This is a genomic window from Thalassotalea euphylliae (assembly GCF_003390375.1).
Lineage (GTDB): Bacteria > Pseudomonadota > Gammaproteobacteria > Enterobacterales > Alteromonadaceae > Thalassotalea_F > Thalassotalea_F euphylliae_A.
Genome location: NZ_QUOT01000001.1, coordinates 4200438 through 4217120, shown reverse-complemented (window position 1 = coordinate 4217120; position 16683 = coordinate 4200438). Strand labels below are relative to the sequence as shown.

The 16683-nt window shown below is 42.8% G+C and carries 15 protein-coding genes; 4 read left to right on the top strand and 11 right to left on the bottom strand.

Annotation, left to right across the window (positions count from 1 at the left end; genetic code table 11):
* The 4 genes from DXX94_RS18380 to DXX94_RS18365 all read right to left on the bottom strand — a co-directional run bounded on the left by DXX94_RS18380 (position 1) and on the right by DXX94_RS18365 (position 2250).
* Positions 1-447, bottom strand: coding sequence for a hypothetical protein (locus DXX94_RS18380; protein WP_116018143.1), 447 nt, complete (start codon positions 445-447; stop codon positions 1-3).
* Between the two features lie 142 nt (positions 448-589).
* Positions 590-898 (bottom strand): hypothetical protein, encoded by a 309-nt coding sequence (locus DXX94_RS18375; RefSeq protein WP_116018141.1) that lies wholly within the window; start codon positions 896-898, stop codon positions 590-592.
* Positions 899-930: 32 nt separating this feature from the next.
* A complete protein-coding gene (locus DXX94_RS18370) occupies positions 931-1152 on the bottom strand; it encodes a hypothetical protein (protein WP_116018139.1) in 222 nt (73 codons plus the stop codon).
* A 57-nt stretch (positions 1153-1209) separates the two neighbouring features.
* Positions 1210-2250 carry an IS481 family transposase gene (locus tag DXX94_RS18365; protein WP_116013192.1) on the bottom strand — a complete coding sequence of 347 codons (1041 nt, stop codon included), beginning with the start codon at positions 2248-2250 and terminating at the stop codon, positions 1210-1212.
* Positions 2251-2658: 408 nt separating this feature from the next.
* Between DXX94_RS18365 and DXX94_RS18360 the strand changes: the two genes are divergently transcribed.
* Entirely contained in the window at positions 2659-4488 is a 1830-nt protein-coding gene (locus DXX94_RS18360) for a bifunctional diguanylate cyclase/phosphodiesterase (RefSeq protein ID WP_116018137.1), read from the top strand.
* A gap of 105 nt (positions 4489-4593) precedes the next feature.
* Here the strand turns inward: DXX94_RS18360 and DXX94_RS18355 are convergent, their stop codons facing one another.
* The gene (locus DXX94_RS18355) at positions 4594-5721 is read right to left on the bottom strand and encodes a pyridoxal-phosphate-dependent aminotransferase family protein (RefSeq protein WP_116018135.1); all 1128 of its coding nucleotides are present in this window, start codon (positions 5719-5721) and stop codon (positions 4594-4596) included.
* 189 nt (positions 5722-5910) lie between these two features.
* On the opposite strand from DXX94_RS18355, the gene DXX94_RS18350 reads away from it, so the two are divergent.
* Complete coding sequence (locus tag DXX94_RS18350; protein ID WP_116018133.1) at positions 5911-7311, top strand: M28 family metallopeptidase; 1401 nt, start codon at positions 5911-5913, stop codon at positions 7309-7311.
* Between the two features lie 112 nt (positions 7312-7423).
* On the opposite strand, the gene DXX94_RS18345 is transcribed toward DXX94_RS18350, so the two are convergent.
* Both DXX94_RS18345 and DXX94_RS18340 read right to left on the bottom strand, forming a co-directional pair.
* Positions 7424-8377, bottom strand: a complete 954-nt coding sequence (locus DXX94_RS18345; protein WP_258872214.1) for a DUF4437 domain-containing protein — start codon at positions 8375-8377, stop codon at positions 7424-7426.
* Between the two features lie 123 nt (positions 8378-8500).
* A complete protein-coding gene (locus DXX94_RS18340) occupies positions 8501-9004 on the bottom strand; it encodes a GNAT family N-acetyltransferase (protein WP_258872213.1) in 504 nt (167 codons plus the stop codon).
* A 167-nt stretch (positions 9005-9171) separates the two neighbouring features.
* Between DXX94_RS18340 and DXX94_RS18335 the strand changes: the two genes are divergently transcribed.
* Positions 9172-11022, top strand: coding sequence for a DUF885 domain-containing protein (locus tag DXX94_RS18335; RefSeq protein WP_116018131.1), 1851 nt, complete (start codon positions 9172-9174; stop codon positions 11020-11022).
* 141 nt (positions 11023-11163) lie between these two features.
* Here the strand turns inward: DXX94_RS18335 and DXX94_RS18330 are convergent, their stop codons facing one another.
* A complete protein-coding gene (locus DXX94_RS18330) occupies positions 11164-12006 on the bottom strand; it encodes a mechanosensitive ion channel family protein (protein ID WP_116018129.1) in 843 nt (280 codons plus the stop codon).
* A gap of 87 nt (positions 12007-12093) precedes the next feature.
* On the opposite strand from DXX94_RS18330, the gene DXX94_RS18325 reads away from it, so the two are divergent.
* Positions 12094-12642 (top strand): DUF2780 domain-containing protein, encoded by a 549-nt coding sequence (locus DXX94_RS18325; protein ID WP_116018127.1) that lies wholly within the window; start codon positions 12094-12096, stop codon positions 12640-12642.
* Positions 12643-12747: 105 nt separating this feature from the next.
* Here the strand turns inward: DXX94_RS18325 and DXX94_RS18320 are convergent, their stop codons facing one another.
* The 3 genes from DXX94_RS18320 to DXX94_RS18310 all read right to left on the bottom strand — a co-directional run bounded on the left by DXX94_RS18320 (position 12748) and on the right by DXX94_RS18310 (position 16628).
* Positions 12748-14082 carry an HlyD family type I secretion periplasmic adaptor subunit gene (locus DXX94_RS18320; RefSeq protein ID WP_116018125.1) on the bottom strand — a complete coding sequence of 445 codons (1335 nt, stop codon included), beginning with the start codon at positions 14080-14082 and terminating at the stop codon, positions 12748-12750.
* An 87-nt stretch (positions 14083-14169) separates the two neighbouring features.
* Positions 14170-15855 (bottom strand): type I secretion system permease/ATPase, encoded by a 1686-nt coding sequence (locus DXX94_RS18315; RefSeq protein ID WP_116018123.1) that lies wholly within the window; start codon positions 15853-15855, stop codon positions 14170-14172.
* A gap of 53 nt (positions 15856-15908) precedes the next feature.
* Complete coding sequence (locus tag DXX94_RS18310) at positions 15909-16628, bottom strand: hypothetical protein (RefSeq protein WP_116018121.1); 720 nt, start codon at positions 16626-16628, stop codon at positions 15909-15911.
* Positions 16629-16683 lie beyond the last annotated feature (55 nt).

Genomic DNA, 16683 nt, shown 5'->3' with positions numbered 1-16683 from the left:
TTACTTCAAATTAAAAATGGTGATTTCGCGCTGGCCGTCTTGGTTGCCTTCGGTTGTCACTGGCCGGGTATCAAAGTGCAGCCAGCCTAGTGTTTGCTCAGCATTTTCCATGGTGGTGATATGCGGAAATTGATGCGGGTGCATCAAGATATATTCCTGCATTTCAACGGCGCTATAGTTTTTTGATTTGACATCAAAGGCACGACCAAATTTATGCTGGCTGAGCTTGGCACCGATTGGGCAATCAGGATGGCGAAAGCCGGAATACTTATAGCCGCCACCGAATACCCAATCGTTAACCGTTAACAGTCCAAACTGTTCGCGCAGCGCAACTAAGCTAGCGAGTGCTTTTTCTGATAAAAACCACCAGCAGCGCTGGCCATATTGGTTAAAAGTTTCTGGGTCAACCAGTTCTTCAATGCGGAAAAAAGGAATAGATTTAGCCATATTACCTGCACCTTATTGGCCCATTTAACTGGATAATCGGGCGCTAAAAACAAAACATGCTGCCAGTTTGGCAGCATGTCTAAGGGCTTGGTAATAAACTAAATTAGTAAAGTTTTAGGTAAGTTTTACAGGGTGTTGTCGGCTAGGCATTTGGCTTATTTAGGCGCTCAGCAATATGGGTAAGCTGAAGTAAAATACAAGCGAGCAGTAGGCCCAATACACTAAAGCTTAACGATGAATATAAAACGCTGGTTTCGATTGCGCTATTGCTTTTAGTTACACCGCGCAGCAGCGCACCAAAAGGCTTAACCATAGTAAATAAACTCACCAAAATTACCAAGTAGGCAATTAACTTACTAAACATGGCGCTAAACGATACGTTGTCTTCTGCTTGATTTAACTCGTTTAGTGATTCATCAGCGTTAACTTGGGTGTCCGTTGTCGTTGTCATAAACGTTTTTCCTTGTGTTGTTAATGTTGGTATTAAGAGTGTTGTTTTAATAGTTTGGTTGGAAAGTTAATGGCGATCTCGCTAAAGCCATCGTCTGTGCCAAATGACATTTGGCCCAGCTCTGCCGATATTTGCTTAATTAGCCATAACGGCTGTGGCAAGTAACGTTTTTGCTTGCGTGTTAGCTGCTTGATATCGGTTACCAGCCGCACTTGGTAATTGTTTTTGTCGCTAGTGATATAAAGCTCGGCCATTGTACTAGTTCAGACTTGATCTGACAGTTACCCGTTTTTCAATCGGTGACTGTCAGTTTAGATTTGAGCTAAATTCTTCTCAGCCCAAATCGATTTTCCATCAAGTAATGTTTCAAGTGGCGTTCTGCCACAGCACATTTTGCCCTGATGAGTTCGATCATTATTGTAATAAACCATCCATTCGTCCAGATCCTTTTGTAATTCCTCTAACGAGCCATAGAGCCTCTTACGGAACGTAACCTGATAAAACTCCTGCAATATTGTTTTGTGGAAACGTTCACAGATACCATTTGTCTGCGGTGACATCGCTTTCGTTTTTGTATGATCGATATCATTTATTGCTAGATAAAGCTGGTAATCATGATGTTCAACCTTGCCACAATACTCAGTGCCTCGGTCTGTGAGAATGCGTAACATTGGTAGCTCGTGCTGCTCGAAGTAAGGCAAAACCTTGTCGTTGAGTATGTCAGCAGCAGTGATTGGCGTTTTCGTTGTGTAGAGCTTGGCAAATGCAACCTTGCTGTAAGTATCAACGAACGTCTGCTGGTAGATACGGCCAACACCTTTTAGATTACCCACATAAAACGTGTCCTGTGAGCCTAGGTAGCCCGGATGAGCCGTTTCTATCTCGCCACAAGCTTCATCATCGTTCTTTTTCTTCTCAAGTGCAGCAACTTGAGCATCGGTGAGAATGATGCCGTCGTTAGCGACTTTCTCTTCAAGCGCTTTCAGCCGTTTTTTGAAGTTTTCTAAGTCATGGCGCAACCAGATTGAACGCACGCCACTGGCAGATACAAATACGCCTTGCTTACGAAGTTCATTGCTGGTTCTGACTTGGCCGTGCGCGGGGTATTCAATGGCATAATCCATTACTGCTTTTTCGGTTTTTTCATCAACACGATTTTTTATATTTGGTTTTCGGCGGGACTTATCAATAAGCGCATCAATGCCGCCATCTTCAGCCAGCTCTTGATAACGATAAAATGTATCTCGTGATACGCCCATCACTTTGCAAGCTCTGGATACATTACCAAGTTCTTCAGCTAGGTTGAGCAAACCTGCTTTGTGTTTAATGATTGGATTGTTAGTATGAAGCATGAGAGTTACCTCTTTGTTTGTTTTGATTAAAGATTCAGCACCTTTATCAAAACGGGTAACTCTCTACTTTTCAAGAAGATGTGTCAGATCTTGTCTGAACTAATTCAAATAAACTGCGAACAAAGCCTTTTCTATAATAGAAAGGCTTTTTCTATTTTTGTCCCACTTTATCCAACATCGTCCAACCTAATCCCACAAATTTTCGCAAATTTATATATTATTTATCTTGGTTTGTTTCATAAAAAAGTCAGCAAGTTGCTGACTTTTTTGTTGTTTAGTTGCTAATTAATTAGCAACTAAGTTCGCTGCTCTGTCACTTTTTAGTCACATAACTTTCATAACATCAAGGTCTTACCAGCAAAGGCTTTATTGCTCTAGCGCTAGCATGTTGTATTAGTAGGCCCCTTTATGAAAAGTTCAGCGATAACAAAATCAGGACTTGAGTCATTAATTCATTCAAAGAATTTTCGTTGCTTCTTCCAGCCAATCTTTGATGTTCATCAATTCACTGCCATTGGCTACGAAGCACTAGTTCGCAGCCCATTTGAGCCGCCGACGTATAACCCAGCAGAATTGTTTGATAAAGCTTTCGAATTTGGTTTAATCGCAGAACTAGAGCAATGCTGTCGCCGCATCGCCATCAAGCAATTTGTAAAGTTAGGCTTAGAAGGATTCTTGTTCCTCAACGCCAGCCCACTGGCTATCGAGCAAACCAAGCATAAAGCGAGCTCTATGCCAGCCATGTTGCGCGACTATGACTTTGATCCAGCAAGAATTGTCATCGAAATCACTGAACGTTACGAGGCAACTGATGAAAATTTGCTAAAAACGGGATTACAACGTTATCGAGATCTGGGTTTTAAAATTGCTATCGACGATTTAGGTACAGGCCATTCAGGATTAAAACAGTGGTCAGAAGTTCGCCCAGACATCGTTAAAATCGACCGGTATTTTATTAGCGGCTGCCAGCACAATATTGTTAAACGAGAACTAATTAGAACCATTTTTGAGCTTGGTAAAACCACAGGTGTTAGCGTGATCGCAGAAGGGATTGAAAATGAAGATGAGTATCTGCTGCTGCGTAAGCTGGGCATGAAATATGCGCAAGGTTATTTGCTTGGCAAGCCACAAAGTGAACCGGAAACCCAGCTTCCCAAACTTCTAGTAGAAAAGCCTTTACAAAAAGATACCGCTAAGCCAAATGCTCAATTCGAATTAAGTAAACTTATTCAGCGAATCGAGCCGATTTTTGCAGATATTTCATGCAAAGCGGTTTACAGCCAGTTCAAAGCAGAGCCAAATTTAAAAACTATTGCCGTTGTAGATGACATGCAATTACCGATGGGCATGGTGTATCGCGATGAATTAACGGATCTGCTTTCATCTGACTACGGGCATGCCTTATATGATAAACAGCCCATAGCTAAAGTAATGCGGCCTGTGAGCTTAATGGTTGATGAGCATTCAAACCTAGATGATGTGAGTAAGTTTATTACTGACCATAGCGAGTTTGATTTGCACCCTGAATTTATTGTCACCACCAAAGGTAAATACGCCGGCTTAGCCAGTGTTAGGTCTATATTGAAGATGATGACCGAAGAGAAAATCATGCACGCTCAGCAGGCTAACCCATTAACCATGCTACCGGGCAATATTGTCATTGAACGCAAAGTTAATCAGTTAATAAGCCACAAACACGATTTTCAACTCGCTTACTTTGATCTTGATAATTTCAAACCTTTCAACGATGTATATGGTTATGCCGCTGGTGATCAAGTGATCAAATTAGTTGCCGACGTTATCGTTGAGTACAGTAATAAACATGGTAATAAGCACAATCAGGAGAACTTTATTGGCCATGTTGGTGGTGATGATTTCGTTGTTGTTTTTCAGTCTGGCGACGCCCTTGCCTGCTGTCAGGAAATTCTCTTGGTGTTTGAAAAACGTATCATTCAATATTTTGAACTAGAGCATGTAAAACAGTCTGGCTACTTTGCCGTTGATCGCGCCGGAAACTACACCTTAATTCCCTTACTGTCACTTTCCTGTGGCATTATCAGCCCTGACATTGATGTAATTAGCTCAGTGCATGATGTTTCGGTACAAGCGAGCAAAGCGAAGAAAGTTGCCAAAGAAGCAACGCGTGGAGAAGTGATAACACTCAGGCAAGGCACTAACGGCCAAAAGCCAGAGCTTGGTTGTATTAACCAAGCGAATGTCGCTTACTTGCGAAACTAAACTTCAATAAACTAAGCCCCAATAAACCAAAGCGTTTAAGCTATGAAGACAAAAAAGGCACGTTTATGCGTGCCTTTTTTGAATGTTAGTTTTCTTGCCTGCGCTTTATTTACATTTAGCGATAGCTTGCTCTAACGCTGCTAAACATAAGGTGACATTTTCTTGTCGAGCGGCAAAGCCCATCAAGCCAATGCGCCATGCTTCGCCTGCAAATTGCCCAAGGCCAGCACCAATTTCTAAATTAAATTCATTTAATAAAAATGATCGTACTTTAGCATCGTCTAAGCCCGCAGGGATCTTAATTGTATTAAGCTGAGCTAAGCGCTCATTTTCAGGCACGATAAACTCAATGTCTAACGCCGCTAGGCCTTCAGCCAGTTTGTTATGCATGTTATGATGACGTTGCCAGCTGTTCTCAATACCTTCTTCGTGCAGCATCACAAGCGATTCATGCAAGGCATAAAGTGAATTAACAGGCGCAGTATGGTGGTATGCGCGCTTACCATCGCCAGACCAGTAACCCATCACCAATGATTGATCTAAGAACCAACTTTGGATTTTGTCCGTACGGCCTTTTAATTTTTCAACCGCTTTTTCACTAAAGCTAATTGGCGAAATACCTGGTACGCAAGATAAACATTTTTGGCTACCTGAATAGATGGCATCAATTCCCCACTCATCTACTTTTAATTCGCTACCGCCTAATGATGTTACCGCGTCAACAATCGTTAAACAGTCATGCTTAGCCGCAATTTCACAAAGTGTTTTCGCATCAGAGCGCGCACCAGTAGACGTTTCAGCGTGTACAAATGCCACTACGCTAGCATCAGGGTTTGCTTTTAAGGCATCTTCTAATTGTTGTGGTTCAACGGCTCTGCCCCATGGTGAATCAACAACCACTAACTTGGCACCAATACGCTCAACATTTTCAATCATACGAGCACCAAATACACCGTTGCGACAAACAACAACCGTATCTTGAGGTGTAACTAAGTTGACAAAACAGGCTTCCATACCGGCAGAGCCTGGAGCAGAAAGTGCAATTGTGTATGGGTTTTTAGTTTGGAAAGCATATTGTAAAAGTGCTTTAACCTCGTCCATCATAGTGACAAATTTAGGGTCGAGATGACCAATAGTTGGTCTCGCTAAAGCAGATAATACACGTGCACTTACATCAGAAGGGCCTGGGCCCATCAGGGTGCGCTGCGGTGGAATAAACGAAGAATAATTCATAGCAATAATGTCCGATATTGTCTTTTGGGCAATGTAACATGTGAATACGCCATCAATTAAATTAATCCAAACTATGTAACGTATTCACAAATTTTATTTTTTATCTATTGCAAACTAAGCGGTTATTGCGCTTGTCGACAGTTTGAAAAATAGTAAGATTAGATCAGCCTAAAGTAAACAATAATAACCATGATGAAATTCAAACATTTAGCCAGTTCTTGCTGTGTGTTGACAGCCATAGTAGCTTTTATTAGCCCGTCAGCACACGCTGATATCACCCATAATGCCGAAATCTCTGCACCTCAAGACCACATTATTTCACTCGCCAACATCAAAAAAGATGTCGAGTTTTTAGCAAGTGATGCACTAAAAGGCCGCCAAGTATTTACGCCGGAACTAGACCGAGCGGCAAATTACATCGCCGCTAGCTTTAAACAAGCCAAACTTGAACCCTTTAAAGCAAGTTACCGCCAGCAATTCGATATTTACAATATTAAACCAGCTGCTTTAGCGGTGACGCTCAATGGAAAGAAAGTGTCGGAAGCACAGCTGGCATTGGCGAGTACCGCGAAAGGCTTTAATTGGACAGCGGATAGTAAGGTTGTAACCCATATTGTTAGCAAAGAACAAAACCTGCGCCAGACACTGAGCAAGATTAATCAGCAAGGGGGCGATCATTTCCTTGTTGTTCACTCTAGCCACCAAGACTTATTTCAACGCTATCAAGCCTATTTTACAAAAGGGTTAACCAAGCTAAGCGACACCCCAACAGGTACTATTTTGATGGTGCTGGACGATAGCCAACAGATTGACGAATACAGCGCATTGGGCAGCAATACATTGACCACAAAGGCACTAACCAATGTTATTGGTGTGTTGCCAGGCAAAACCAAACCTGAAGAGGTTGTGTTGTTTACTGCTCATTATGATCACATTGGTACTGTGCTTAGCGCTAGCAAAAGTAGTGATGAGCACAGCAATACCAGTGGGAAAAAAGACCTTATTTATAACGGTGCTGACGATAATGCATCAGGTGTAGCGGGTGTGCTTAATCTCGCTAGATATTTTGCCACAGCGAATAATAATGATCGGACACTAATATTCGTCGCTTTCACTGCTGAAGAGATTGGCGGGTACGGCTCAAAGCACTTTGCTAAACATTTACCAGCAGATAATGTCGTGGCTATGGTAAACATGGAAATGATTGGTAAAACGTCTAAGTTTGGCGCAGGAAAATTATGGATGACAGGCTTTGAACGTTCTAATTTAGCGACAATTATGAATCAAGCAATCGCTCATCAAGCTAACGACATTCAAGCAGACCCTTACCCTGAGCAGCAACTATTTTATCGCTCTGATAATGCCACGTTTGCAAGGCTGGGCGTACCAGCCCACAGCTTTAGTACGGTTCAGCTCGATCAAGATAAACATTATCATGCAGTTAGCGATGAAATCGCGACATTAAACCTAACGTCACTTCAGCAAGTGTTAACCACAATTGCCAAAGGCATCAAGCCGGTTGTTTCAGGTGTAGCAACACCGAGCCGAGTTGATTCCGCTAAAGTTGCCAGCGAAGGTAAAATCTACTAACGCTCACTGACTAAGTTTAGTTATTCTCACTGAACAGATAACAAGTGACGCTTAACGAAAAAAGGAAGCACACTATATGCTTCCTTTTGTTTTTATCGCTTATGCGAACAAGCTAGTTACTGGAATTTAACATTAGATGACCATCGGTGCGAATATAAAGAATGGTTTCCTGCGCGCTACGAAGCTTGTAGTTATTCGACTGATCAGCGCCAAAATAGCTACCTGGCGCTAGACTTCTCATTTTGTTGGCATGACCTACCTTGGCATTATTGCCATCAACCAAATGGCTATCAACCAAATGGCTATCAACCAAATGGCTATCAACTAAACCTAGCTGACCAGTAATAACAACCGCTCTAAACTCTTGAGCGCTACTAATTAATTGTCCGGCAAATCCTGCGGGTAGTTTAATCAGCGAGCCATTAATTTCACCTTTGCTGGTATTTCCCCACAAGAAAGCGCGCTTGCCCGCACCATATGGCTGCCATACTAAGTTATTTGCATGAAGGTTAATTGGCGCTTCACCATTGTTGAATGCTTGGTTTGATGGCTTGACTAAATATGGGCCACGATCAATTTCTAGATAAATTAAATTGCTCTCTCCGTCGGCGGCAGTAATGTGGTTTTCGCCCGCAGGTTGAGTCCAGTAAGATCCCGTTGGCATCCACATTCTTGCTGCTGTAGGGTCGTCGTTATGCAATAAGCCATTGATGACAATGCCGCGATAGGTAATATTGTGAATATGCGGTGGTGAAGAAAATCCTTTCTTAAACCTAACTAACATGCCTGTGGCTGTATCTTTTGTACGATCCCCCCACAAATTTGCGGCACCAGGGCTTTTGTCACCTCGAAGCGGGTTTAAGTAACCCCAATCAACATCGTCAGTTTGGATAATATCGACACCTTGCAGTTGAACATCACTCGACACAGCCTTGACCGATAGAGCTTCAGATACATTTTCAGGTGGATTGTGTGCTAATTCAGCCGACATTGGTTTGGCAAAAGCGAACTGGCTTGTTAGCGAGAGGGCTAGTGTGAAAGAAAGGGCAACAGATAACTTGTTCATTAGGATAACGTTTGCGAGCGATTAATAATTGCGGCAGAGGGTAACTTTTTTCTGCACGCTAAATAATCAACATTAATTTTAAACAGATTTAACTTACCTTTAATAATCGGTTACTGCCAAGTATTAAGGTGATGTGAAACGCATAAAGTTTTGAAGGCTATCGGATTGCTCTATGACGAAACCGTGGCGTAAGTAAAGCTGCTTGGCGGGGTTATCAAGCAAGACATTAAGGGTCAGTGAACGCCCTTGTTCGCTGGCCTTGCGCTTACAAACCAGCAACACCTTATCGCCTATTCCTTTGTTTTGATATTCTGGCAAAATTTGAAATTGGCGTATGTGTAAGCTGCCATTTTCTACTCCTAGCTTGATCAAGCCAACGGTCGAGTGGCCTAACTTTATTAAGAAGGAGTCATTAAAATGCTCGTGAATTCGAGCCACGTGCTGCTCATCACTCATTTCAATGCCCGCCTTTTTCAAGTGGGATTCCATGGTTAACTTACGCAGGTAGGTTAAAAAGCCGATGTCTTGGTAACCAGCTTTAACAAACGATATCGTGACACTCGTTTGCTGGCGATTAGGGTTATGCTTAGCTTCTTTGCTCGGTGTCGAAGGTTGTTCTTGTGTCACACGTTGTCTTAACTGTCAGGCAAGGGATGATTTTCGCGCCAATATCGCGAATTTAGCCGCAATATTCAACCATTAGTCTTATCAATTGCGCTTTTTATCGTGCACTTCTTGCATTTACTAAATATTCCAAGGCAAACTCAACCAGTTATATAAATGAAGGAAGCACGATGCAATTTAACAAGTCATTATTAGCTTTAGCCCTTAGCACTGCCGTTCTAGCAGGTTGTGGTTCAGAGCAATCAACAAACACAGCACCCGTTGCAGAAAAAGCCATAGAGCAACAAGCCGTTGCCACAGCGCAAACTGAATCAGAAAAAGCAAATGCGCTATTTGATCAGATTTTTGACGAAGGTATTGATCGCAGCCCAATGATGCAGACTTTCTTAGGCATCAAAAAAGACTACGATAAATGGAATGACATTTCAGAAGAAAACGCGCTTAAAGAACTGGAAATTACCAAACAAGATTTAAAGCGTATTCAAGCACTTGATGTCAGCAAGCTTGACCAACAAACAGCGGTTAGCTACGCCTTGTTAGAACAAAAATTACAACAAGAAATTGATGATTTTCAGTGGCGTCATCACAACTACCCTGTTAACCAAATGTTTGGTTTACATTCGCAAGTACCTGCGATGCTGATTAATCAGCAAACGATTGCAGATGAAAAAGAAGCGAACGATTACATTGCACGTGTCAATGGTACGAATGAACTGATCAACCAACTAATCGACCAGCTAAAAATTCGTGAAGCCAAAGGCATCATCGCCCCTAAATTTGTCTTCCCACATGTTATTCGCGATTCGAAAAACATTATTGCAGGCGCTCCTTTTGAAGCAGGAGAAGACGGCACAATTTTGGCTGATTTCCGCAAAAAGGTGAACAATCTGGAATTAGACGATGCTAAAAAAGCAGCTCTAATTGCTGACGTTGAAAAGGCATTAGTTGAGCAATTAAAACCTGCATACGACAGCTTAGTTGCTTACTTAATGGAACTGGAAACCAAAGCCGATACACGTGACGGCGCGTGGAAATTCCCTGAAGGTGAAGCGTTCTTTAACAACGCCCTAAACCGCACAACAACGACGGATTTAACATCTGAGCAAATTCATGAAATTGGCTTAAGCGAAGTTGCACGTATTCATGATGAAATGCGCGCCATCATGAAAAAAGTAAACTTTGAAGGCGACTTAGCCGCATTTTTCGAGTTTATGCGCAATGACAAACAGTTCTACTACAACAGTGACGAAGAAGGTCGCGCTCGCTACTTAAAAGAAGCAACAGCATACATCGACACGATGAAAGGTCGTTTAGATGAATTGTTCTTAACCAAGCCAAAAGCTGGCTTAATTGTTAAAGCGGTTGAACCTTTCCGCGAAAAATCTGCGGGTAAAGCTTTCTACCAGCAGCCAACGCCTGATGGCTCTCGCCCAGGTATTTACTACGCAAACCTTTACGATATGGAAGCCATGCCAACTTACCAAATGGAAGCCTTGGCTTACCACGAAGGTATTCCGGGTCACCATATGGAAATTGCTATGAAGCAAGAGCTTGAAGGTATTCCAAAATTCCGTAAATTCGGCCGCTACACCGCTTACACTGAAGGTTGGGGTTTATACTCTGAAATGATCCCGAAAGAAATCGGTTTCTATCAAGACCCATATTCTGACTTTGGTCGTTTAGCAATGGAATTATGGCGCGCCTGTCGTTTAGTGGTTGATACGGGTATTCACGCGAAAAAATGGACGCGTGAGCAAGGTATTGAATACTACGTAACCAATACGCCGAATGCAAAGTCTGACGCAGTTAAAATGGTTGAACGCCACGTGGTGATGCCATCACAAGCAACAGCATACAAAATTGGTATGTTAAAAATTGTTGAGCTGCGTGAAATGGCCAAAGAAAAGCTAGGTGACAAGTTCGATATTCGCCAATTCCACAACGTTGTGTTAAGCCAAGGCCCTGTACCGTTAAACGTACTAACCGATATGGTAAACGAATATATCGCGAAAAATGGCTAAACAGGACTAGGTGTAGCTGCTTCTCATCAAGCTACACATACCTTCGCTAACTATTATCAGCCCGTGCTTAACCGTGTCTAACATGGTTATCAACGGGCTTTTTTTAGGTCTAAAATCAGCGTTATTACTTCGCTAAAACCTCTATTGCCCTGCTAGCGGATCACTTCCCACCACCTGAACATTTTGTGTGGGTGTGGGCATACTAAACCCTGCTTGTTTAAGCGCCTGATAAACACTTAAGTTCAATTGAAAACGCTGTGCGAAGTATTCAGCGGTAGGCACCCAACAGCGATATACCAAATGAAACCCGAGTGGCGAAAATCGATCAATACCAACTTGAATTTTAGCGGCATCACTTAGCTTGCTGGCTAGCATATCCTGAATTAAGCCAATTGCCACTTCAGGGTCGGCGTCATAGCCAATAGCAATTTCGGCCTCCATTAACTTGTTTTCTTGGCTATTGTGGAATATTTCCCCAACTACCTCTTTATTGGGAATGAAAATGCGCTCGCCATCTTCATTTCTAAGCACTGTCATCGCGAGTTTAATATCATCTACAATACCGCATCGCTCTTTTAAAATAATGGTGTCTCCTAGCTTGTAGGGCCTTGTTAAAATTATCGCCAGCCCTGCGCCATAGTTAGATATCGGCCCCTGAATCGCCAAACTAATACCAAATGTTAGCGCGCCTATGGCAGCGATTAGCGGAGCGATGGTAAAACCCAGTTGGCTAACCGCAACCACAACAAACAGTAGAATGACCGTTGTTTTGGCTAGGCTACTAAAAAAGCCGCTTAAGGTTGCATCAAGGTTTCGTTTTTCACATACCTTGCAAACGAGTTTGCTAACTTTTGACGCCAGCCACCAACCAATAATCAGAATGATAACAGCGCCAAGAATTTGGAAGCTGTAAGTCACTAAATATTCTGCAATTAACTCGTAGAGCTTTTTAAATTCCTGCAACTGTGCCGGCATTTCATCCATGTGGTTCTCCCAATAGTGTTAAAAACTTGTATCTCATGATAATAATTGGGATATGATAACAAGCACAATAATTAATCAAGGAAAGTTATGTCTACTAAGCCTATCGCCCTATTACTAAGTTCCGCACTATTGTTTTCAGCACCATCTCACGCCGAAGGTTGGCTTGAAAGTTTAAAAAGTATGCTCGGTATTGGTACCAGCGAAAGCCAAGAAGCTGAACAACCTCAAGCCAGTATTGAAGGCTTGATGGCCAGCTTAAAAAGCTTAGGAGTTACCGAAGCACAAATTCAAGGCGGTTTAGCCGCGATTATGAATTTTGTCTCTAACAATATTTCGAGTGAAGAATTCAACCAACTTGCTGAAGCTTTACCTGGCAGCAAAGAATTATTGGATGCGGTACCTGATATTAGCCAGCTCAAATCAGGCTCTGGCCTTTCTGGTTTGCTTGATAAAGCAAGTGAGTACAGCGACACCTTAAAAGCTGCCAATGATGTGAAAAAACAATTTGAAGTTATCGGCTTGTCGCCAGAGATGATTGGTCAGTACACCACTAAAATTCAAGAGTATTTAGATACACCAGAAGGCGCTCAAGCTAAGCAAATTATTCAAGATAGCTTGAGTAAGCTACTCGGCTAGTACTTCCACAGTTTCATTCATTTTTTGCTGTTAATTGCTACTACTAATTTCAGCTGCTAATTTCAACTGCTATTAATAGGGCCTCCGTTGAGGCTCTATTCAGTTTTAACTTTCCCGCCAAGCCCGATCAATGGTGTCCACTAAAGGTTGTAATAAATATTCTAGCGCCGTGCGTTCTCCAGTTTGAATAAAAACTTCGGCAGGCATGCCAGGAATGAGTTCCAATTCATTGAGCTTTTTTAATTCGTCAGTGGATACACTCACCCTTACTAGGAAAAAGGTTACGCCACTGCGCTCATCTAACATACTGTCTGCCGACACATATTTTACCCGACCCTGCAGTTCCGGCGTGGTACGCTGCTGAAAACCAGAGAGCTTAACTCGTGCTTGCTGGCCTACAATAACATCATCTATATCAGTGGGAGTAACTTGCCCCTCAATGATTAGCTTGTCATCTGCAGGCACAATTTCCAGCAATAATTGACCCGGCACAACAACCCCGCCAATGGTATGAACGTTAAGACCCACCACAGTGCCAGTCACTGGCGCTTTTACCACCATTTGTTGCAAGGTATGAGCGGCAGCAATTTCACGCTCTTGCAAATCAATAATTTGTTGCTCGACTTCTTGCAGCTCAGCTAACACTTCTTCATTGAAGCTTCGCTTGATTCGAATCAATTCTAGTTTTTTCTCATCAATACTTGAACGAGCTCCTGCGATTAAAGAGATAAACTCGCCACGCTCCCCTTCAAGCTGTGCTAGATTGCGTTCAAGTTCCAAAAGTCGGCCGTTATCGACAAGTCCTTGCGAGCGCAGCTGTCTAAGGTTAACTAACTCGTCACTACTAATGGTCACTTGCCGCTCTGTGGCCTTTTTTTGAGCTCGATAGCCATCAATTTGCGTTAACAAATTGTCGATTTGCTGGGCCAATATTTCTTGTTGAGATGTTTGAACTTCACGGCGAATAGCGAATAAAGATGTTTGCGCAGCTATCAAGCCCTGCTTATCTTGGGCACTTTTACTTTCAGATGGTTGTGTTGTGCTAACTAACGAAAAATCTGGAGCATTTGCGCCATCTCGCTCTGCTTGCAACCTTGCTCGTTGAACACGAGCGGCAAATAAGGCACTGCGAACAACCGCTAAAGAGGACTCAGCCTGAACAGGATCTAGCAACACCATCACGTCACCATTAACGACTTGCTGACCGTCTTTCACTAACACTTCACGTACGACACCACCATCTAAGTGCTGTATTTGCTTGCGATTAGTGTCTACTTTAATTTGACCGGAAGCAATAATGGCACTGGCAAGAGGCGCCGTCATTGCCCATAAGCCACTGCCCACCACAAAGACAATAATGATCAATAGCCCCAGTAACATCGGCTGTTTTATCGACGTATTTACGCTGGTAACTTTAGCTGCTTGAAAAGCGTTTGCCATATTTCGCTCGACATTAATTGATTCACTATAAATTAATTAATCCAAATTAAGTGCTAGCTAACTAGATATTAACTAATCCAAATTCAGTTAACTCGACTTTGTTTCCACTACCGGTCTGATCAACTGGCTCATAATTTCCTGTGTTTCACCAAAAGCGGCTATTCGTCCATCGCGCAGCACTAACAACTGATCTGTAACATTCATTAGCGCTGGCCTATGACCAATAACGATCACTGTTGCCCCTTGTTGCTTGAGCGCCACAATTGCTTTCATCACACTACGCTCGGCTTCTGCATCAAGTGATGAAGTTGGTTCATCTAATAGAACCAATTTAGGTTGCCCAAATACGGCTCTTGCTAGGGCAACACGCTGGCGCTGACCACCCGATAGAACTTCACCAAAATCACCAGCGGCACAGTTATACCCTTGTTCAAGGTGTAAAATCATGTCGTGCACACCAGCGAGCTGACCAGCTTCCATTATTTGCTCGGGTGATGCGTCGTTAAATCGCGCGATATTCTCTGCTATCGAGCCAGGGAATAATTCAACTTCTTGCGGCAAATAACCAATATAAGGGCCGAGTTGCTCCCTGTCCCATTGATCATAAGTCGCATTATCTAGCCTTATCTCACCATGTATTGGATTAACCAAGCCTAGTAATAATTTTCCTAACGTTGTTTTGCCAGCGGCATTGGGACCTGTAATGCCAAGCACCGTACCTGCTGATAAGTGAAAGCTGATATCTTTTAACAACGGCGACTCACTGCCATCAAATTGATAAATAATATTTTTTACCGCCAAATTACCGACTGGCGCAGGCAAAGGTAAAGGCTCTGCCGGCTCAGCAAAGTGTTGTTGAAACGCGATCAATCTTGCTTTGGCATCTCGTGCTTGAATAACTAGCCTCCAGCCACTAATGCACGCTTCAATTGGAGCTAACCCGCGCCCCATGATTATGGATGCCGCAATCATAACGCCCGGCGAGGATTCTTGTTGAATAACTAAGAATGCCCCCATACCTAAAATACCGACCTGCAAGCTAAAGCGAATACCTTTTGATAGTGATGAAATATAGCCACTGCGCTGGGTTGCGACAGCACTTGTCGCTAAGCTTTGCATGCGCGGCTCACGCCATTTAGCTTTTAAGTTATTGGCCATACCCATCGCATAAACAGCGCTTTGTTGGCGGGCACAAATATCGGTAAAACGATACGCTTCACCACTGGCGCTGGTGCTTTCTGATTGCACCTTGCGGGTTAAGCTTTCGCCTATAAGTGCTAGAGTGAATAAAACAATGGCACCAGCTAAGGCTAAATGTCCTAACCAAGGGTGTAAGACATAGATAAGCCCTAAGTAAAGTGGCGTCCAGGGGGCATCCATAATCGCCGCCAATGCAGGGCTAGAGATAAATGAGCGCACCGTTTCAATATCTCGCAGCGGTTGGCTGTGGCCTCCTTGCTCTAATATATTTTTAAAAGTATAGCTGGCGACATCATTTTCAAAGCGACAACCTACTCTTGAGAGCACAAGACTTCGCACACTATCTAGAGCAATAAGCACCATCAGTGCAGCAATAGCAAACAAGGTCAGAAACAGTAAGGTCGGCTGACTCGCCGAGATCAAGACACGATCGTAGACTTGCAGCATATACAGCGGTGAAACCAACATTAAAATATTGATCACACAGCTAAATAGAATAACCGGAACAAGCGAGCGCTTAAGTTGGCTAAGCGCTCTATAAAAAGGGAGTTCGTCAGTATTACTGTCTGTCATCACAGAACAAACTTAATGTCAGGCTTGCGCAAAAGTCATTAAGTTAAGTAGGGTTAGTGATACAATTGCTTTGTGCTTCCACGATAAAACAAACCACTCAGAAGTACCATCACCATTAACCATAATGTACTTGGTACAGGGATAGTTTGAACCACATTCCCCGTTAAGCTAAACGCCATATTGGCAGCAGGTACTTGAGGTATAATTTGATTACCAGAAAGCAGCAGTGCAGGAGGCGCTCCAGGTACACCATTCGCTGATTGCCAACCAACAGGGAGTGCGCCAATAGGCCCTGGGCTGCCATCAATAGTATTGTTAGATGCAGCAGCTACTTGAAAATAATAATTGCCAGACGCCAATGATTGTGGTGTTGCAAGTGACAATGAATGTGAAAATAATTGGGTAATCGGATCCAGTACTTTAGTAATTTCATTATTAAAAACGGAGACTACTGCACTCCATATGGGCGCTCCAACAAGTAGATTGCCGTTATCCTGATAAATGGCAATATCAAAAACATTAGACCTTGTTTGAAATAACGGGTCTATGCTTTCAAACGTCCAAAAATCTATCTGGGTTAATTCAACATCGCTAGACAGAGAAAAGTTATCTATTAATTTAAACCCTGCCGTAGAAATGGGCCCAGATGCAACAGGGGATGGCGCGGTTAGCGGATCTTGGCTAAACAACAATGCCGCATTGCTACTCGCGGTAAACAATAAACAAAACAACAACAATAGATGACTCAAACGTACGGATAATAACTTAACCATTCCTTGACTCCTTATTTTTGTTTTCTTCTGTATGTTATGGCAGCTATTTAATGCC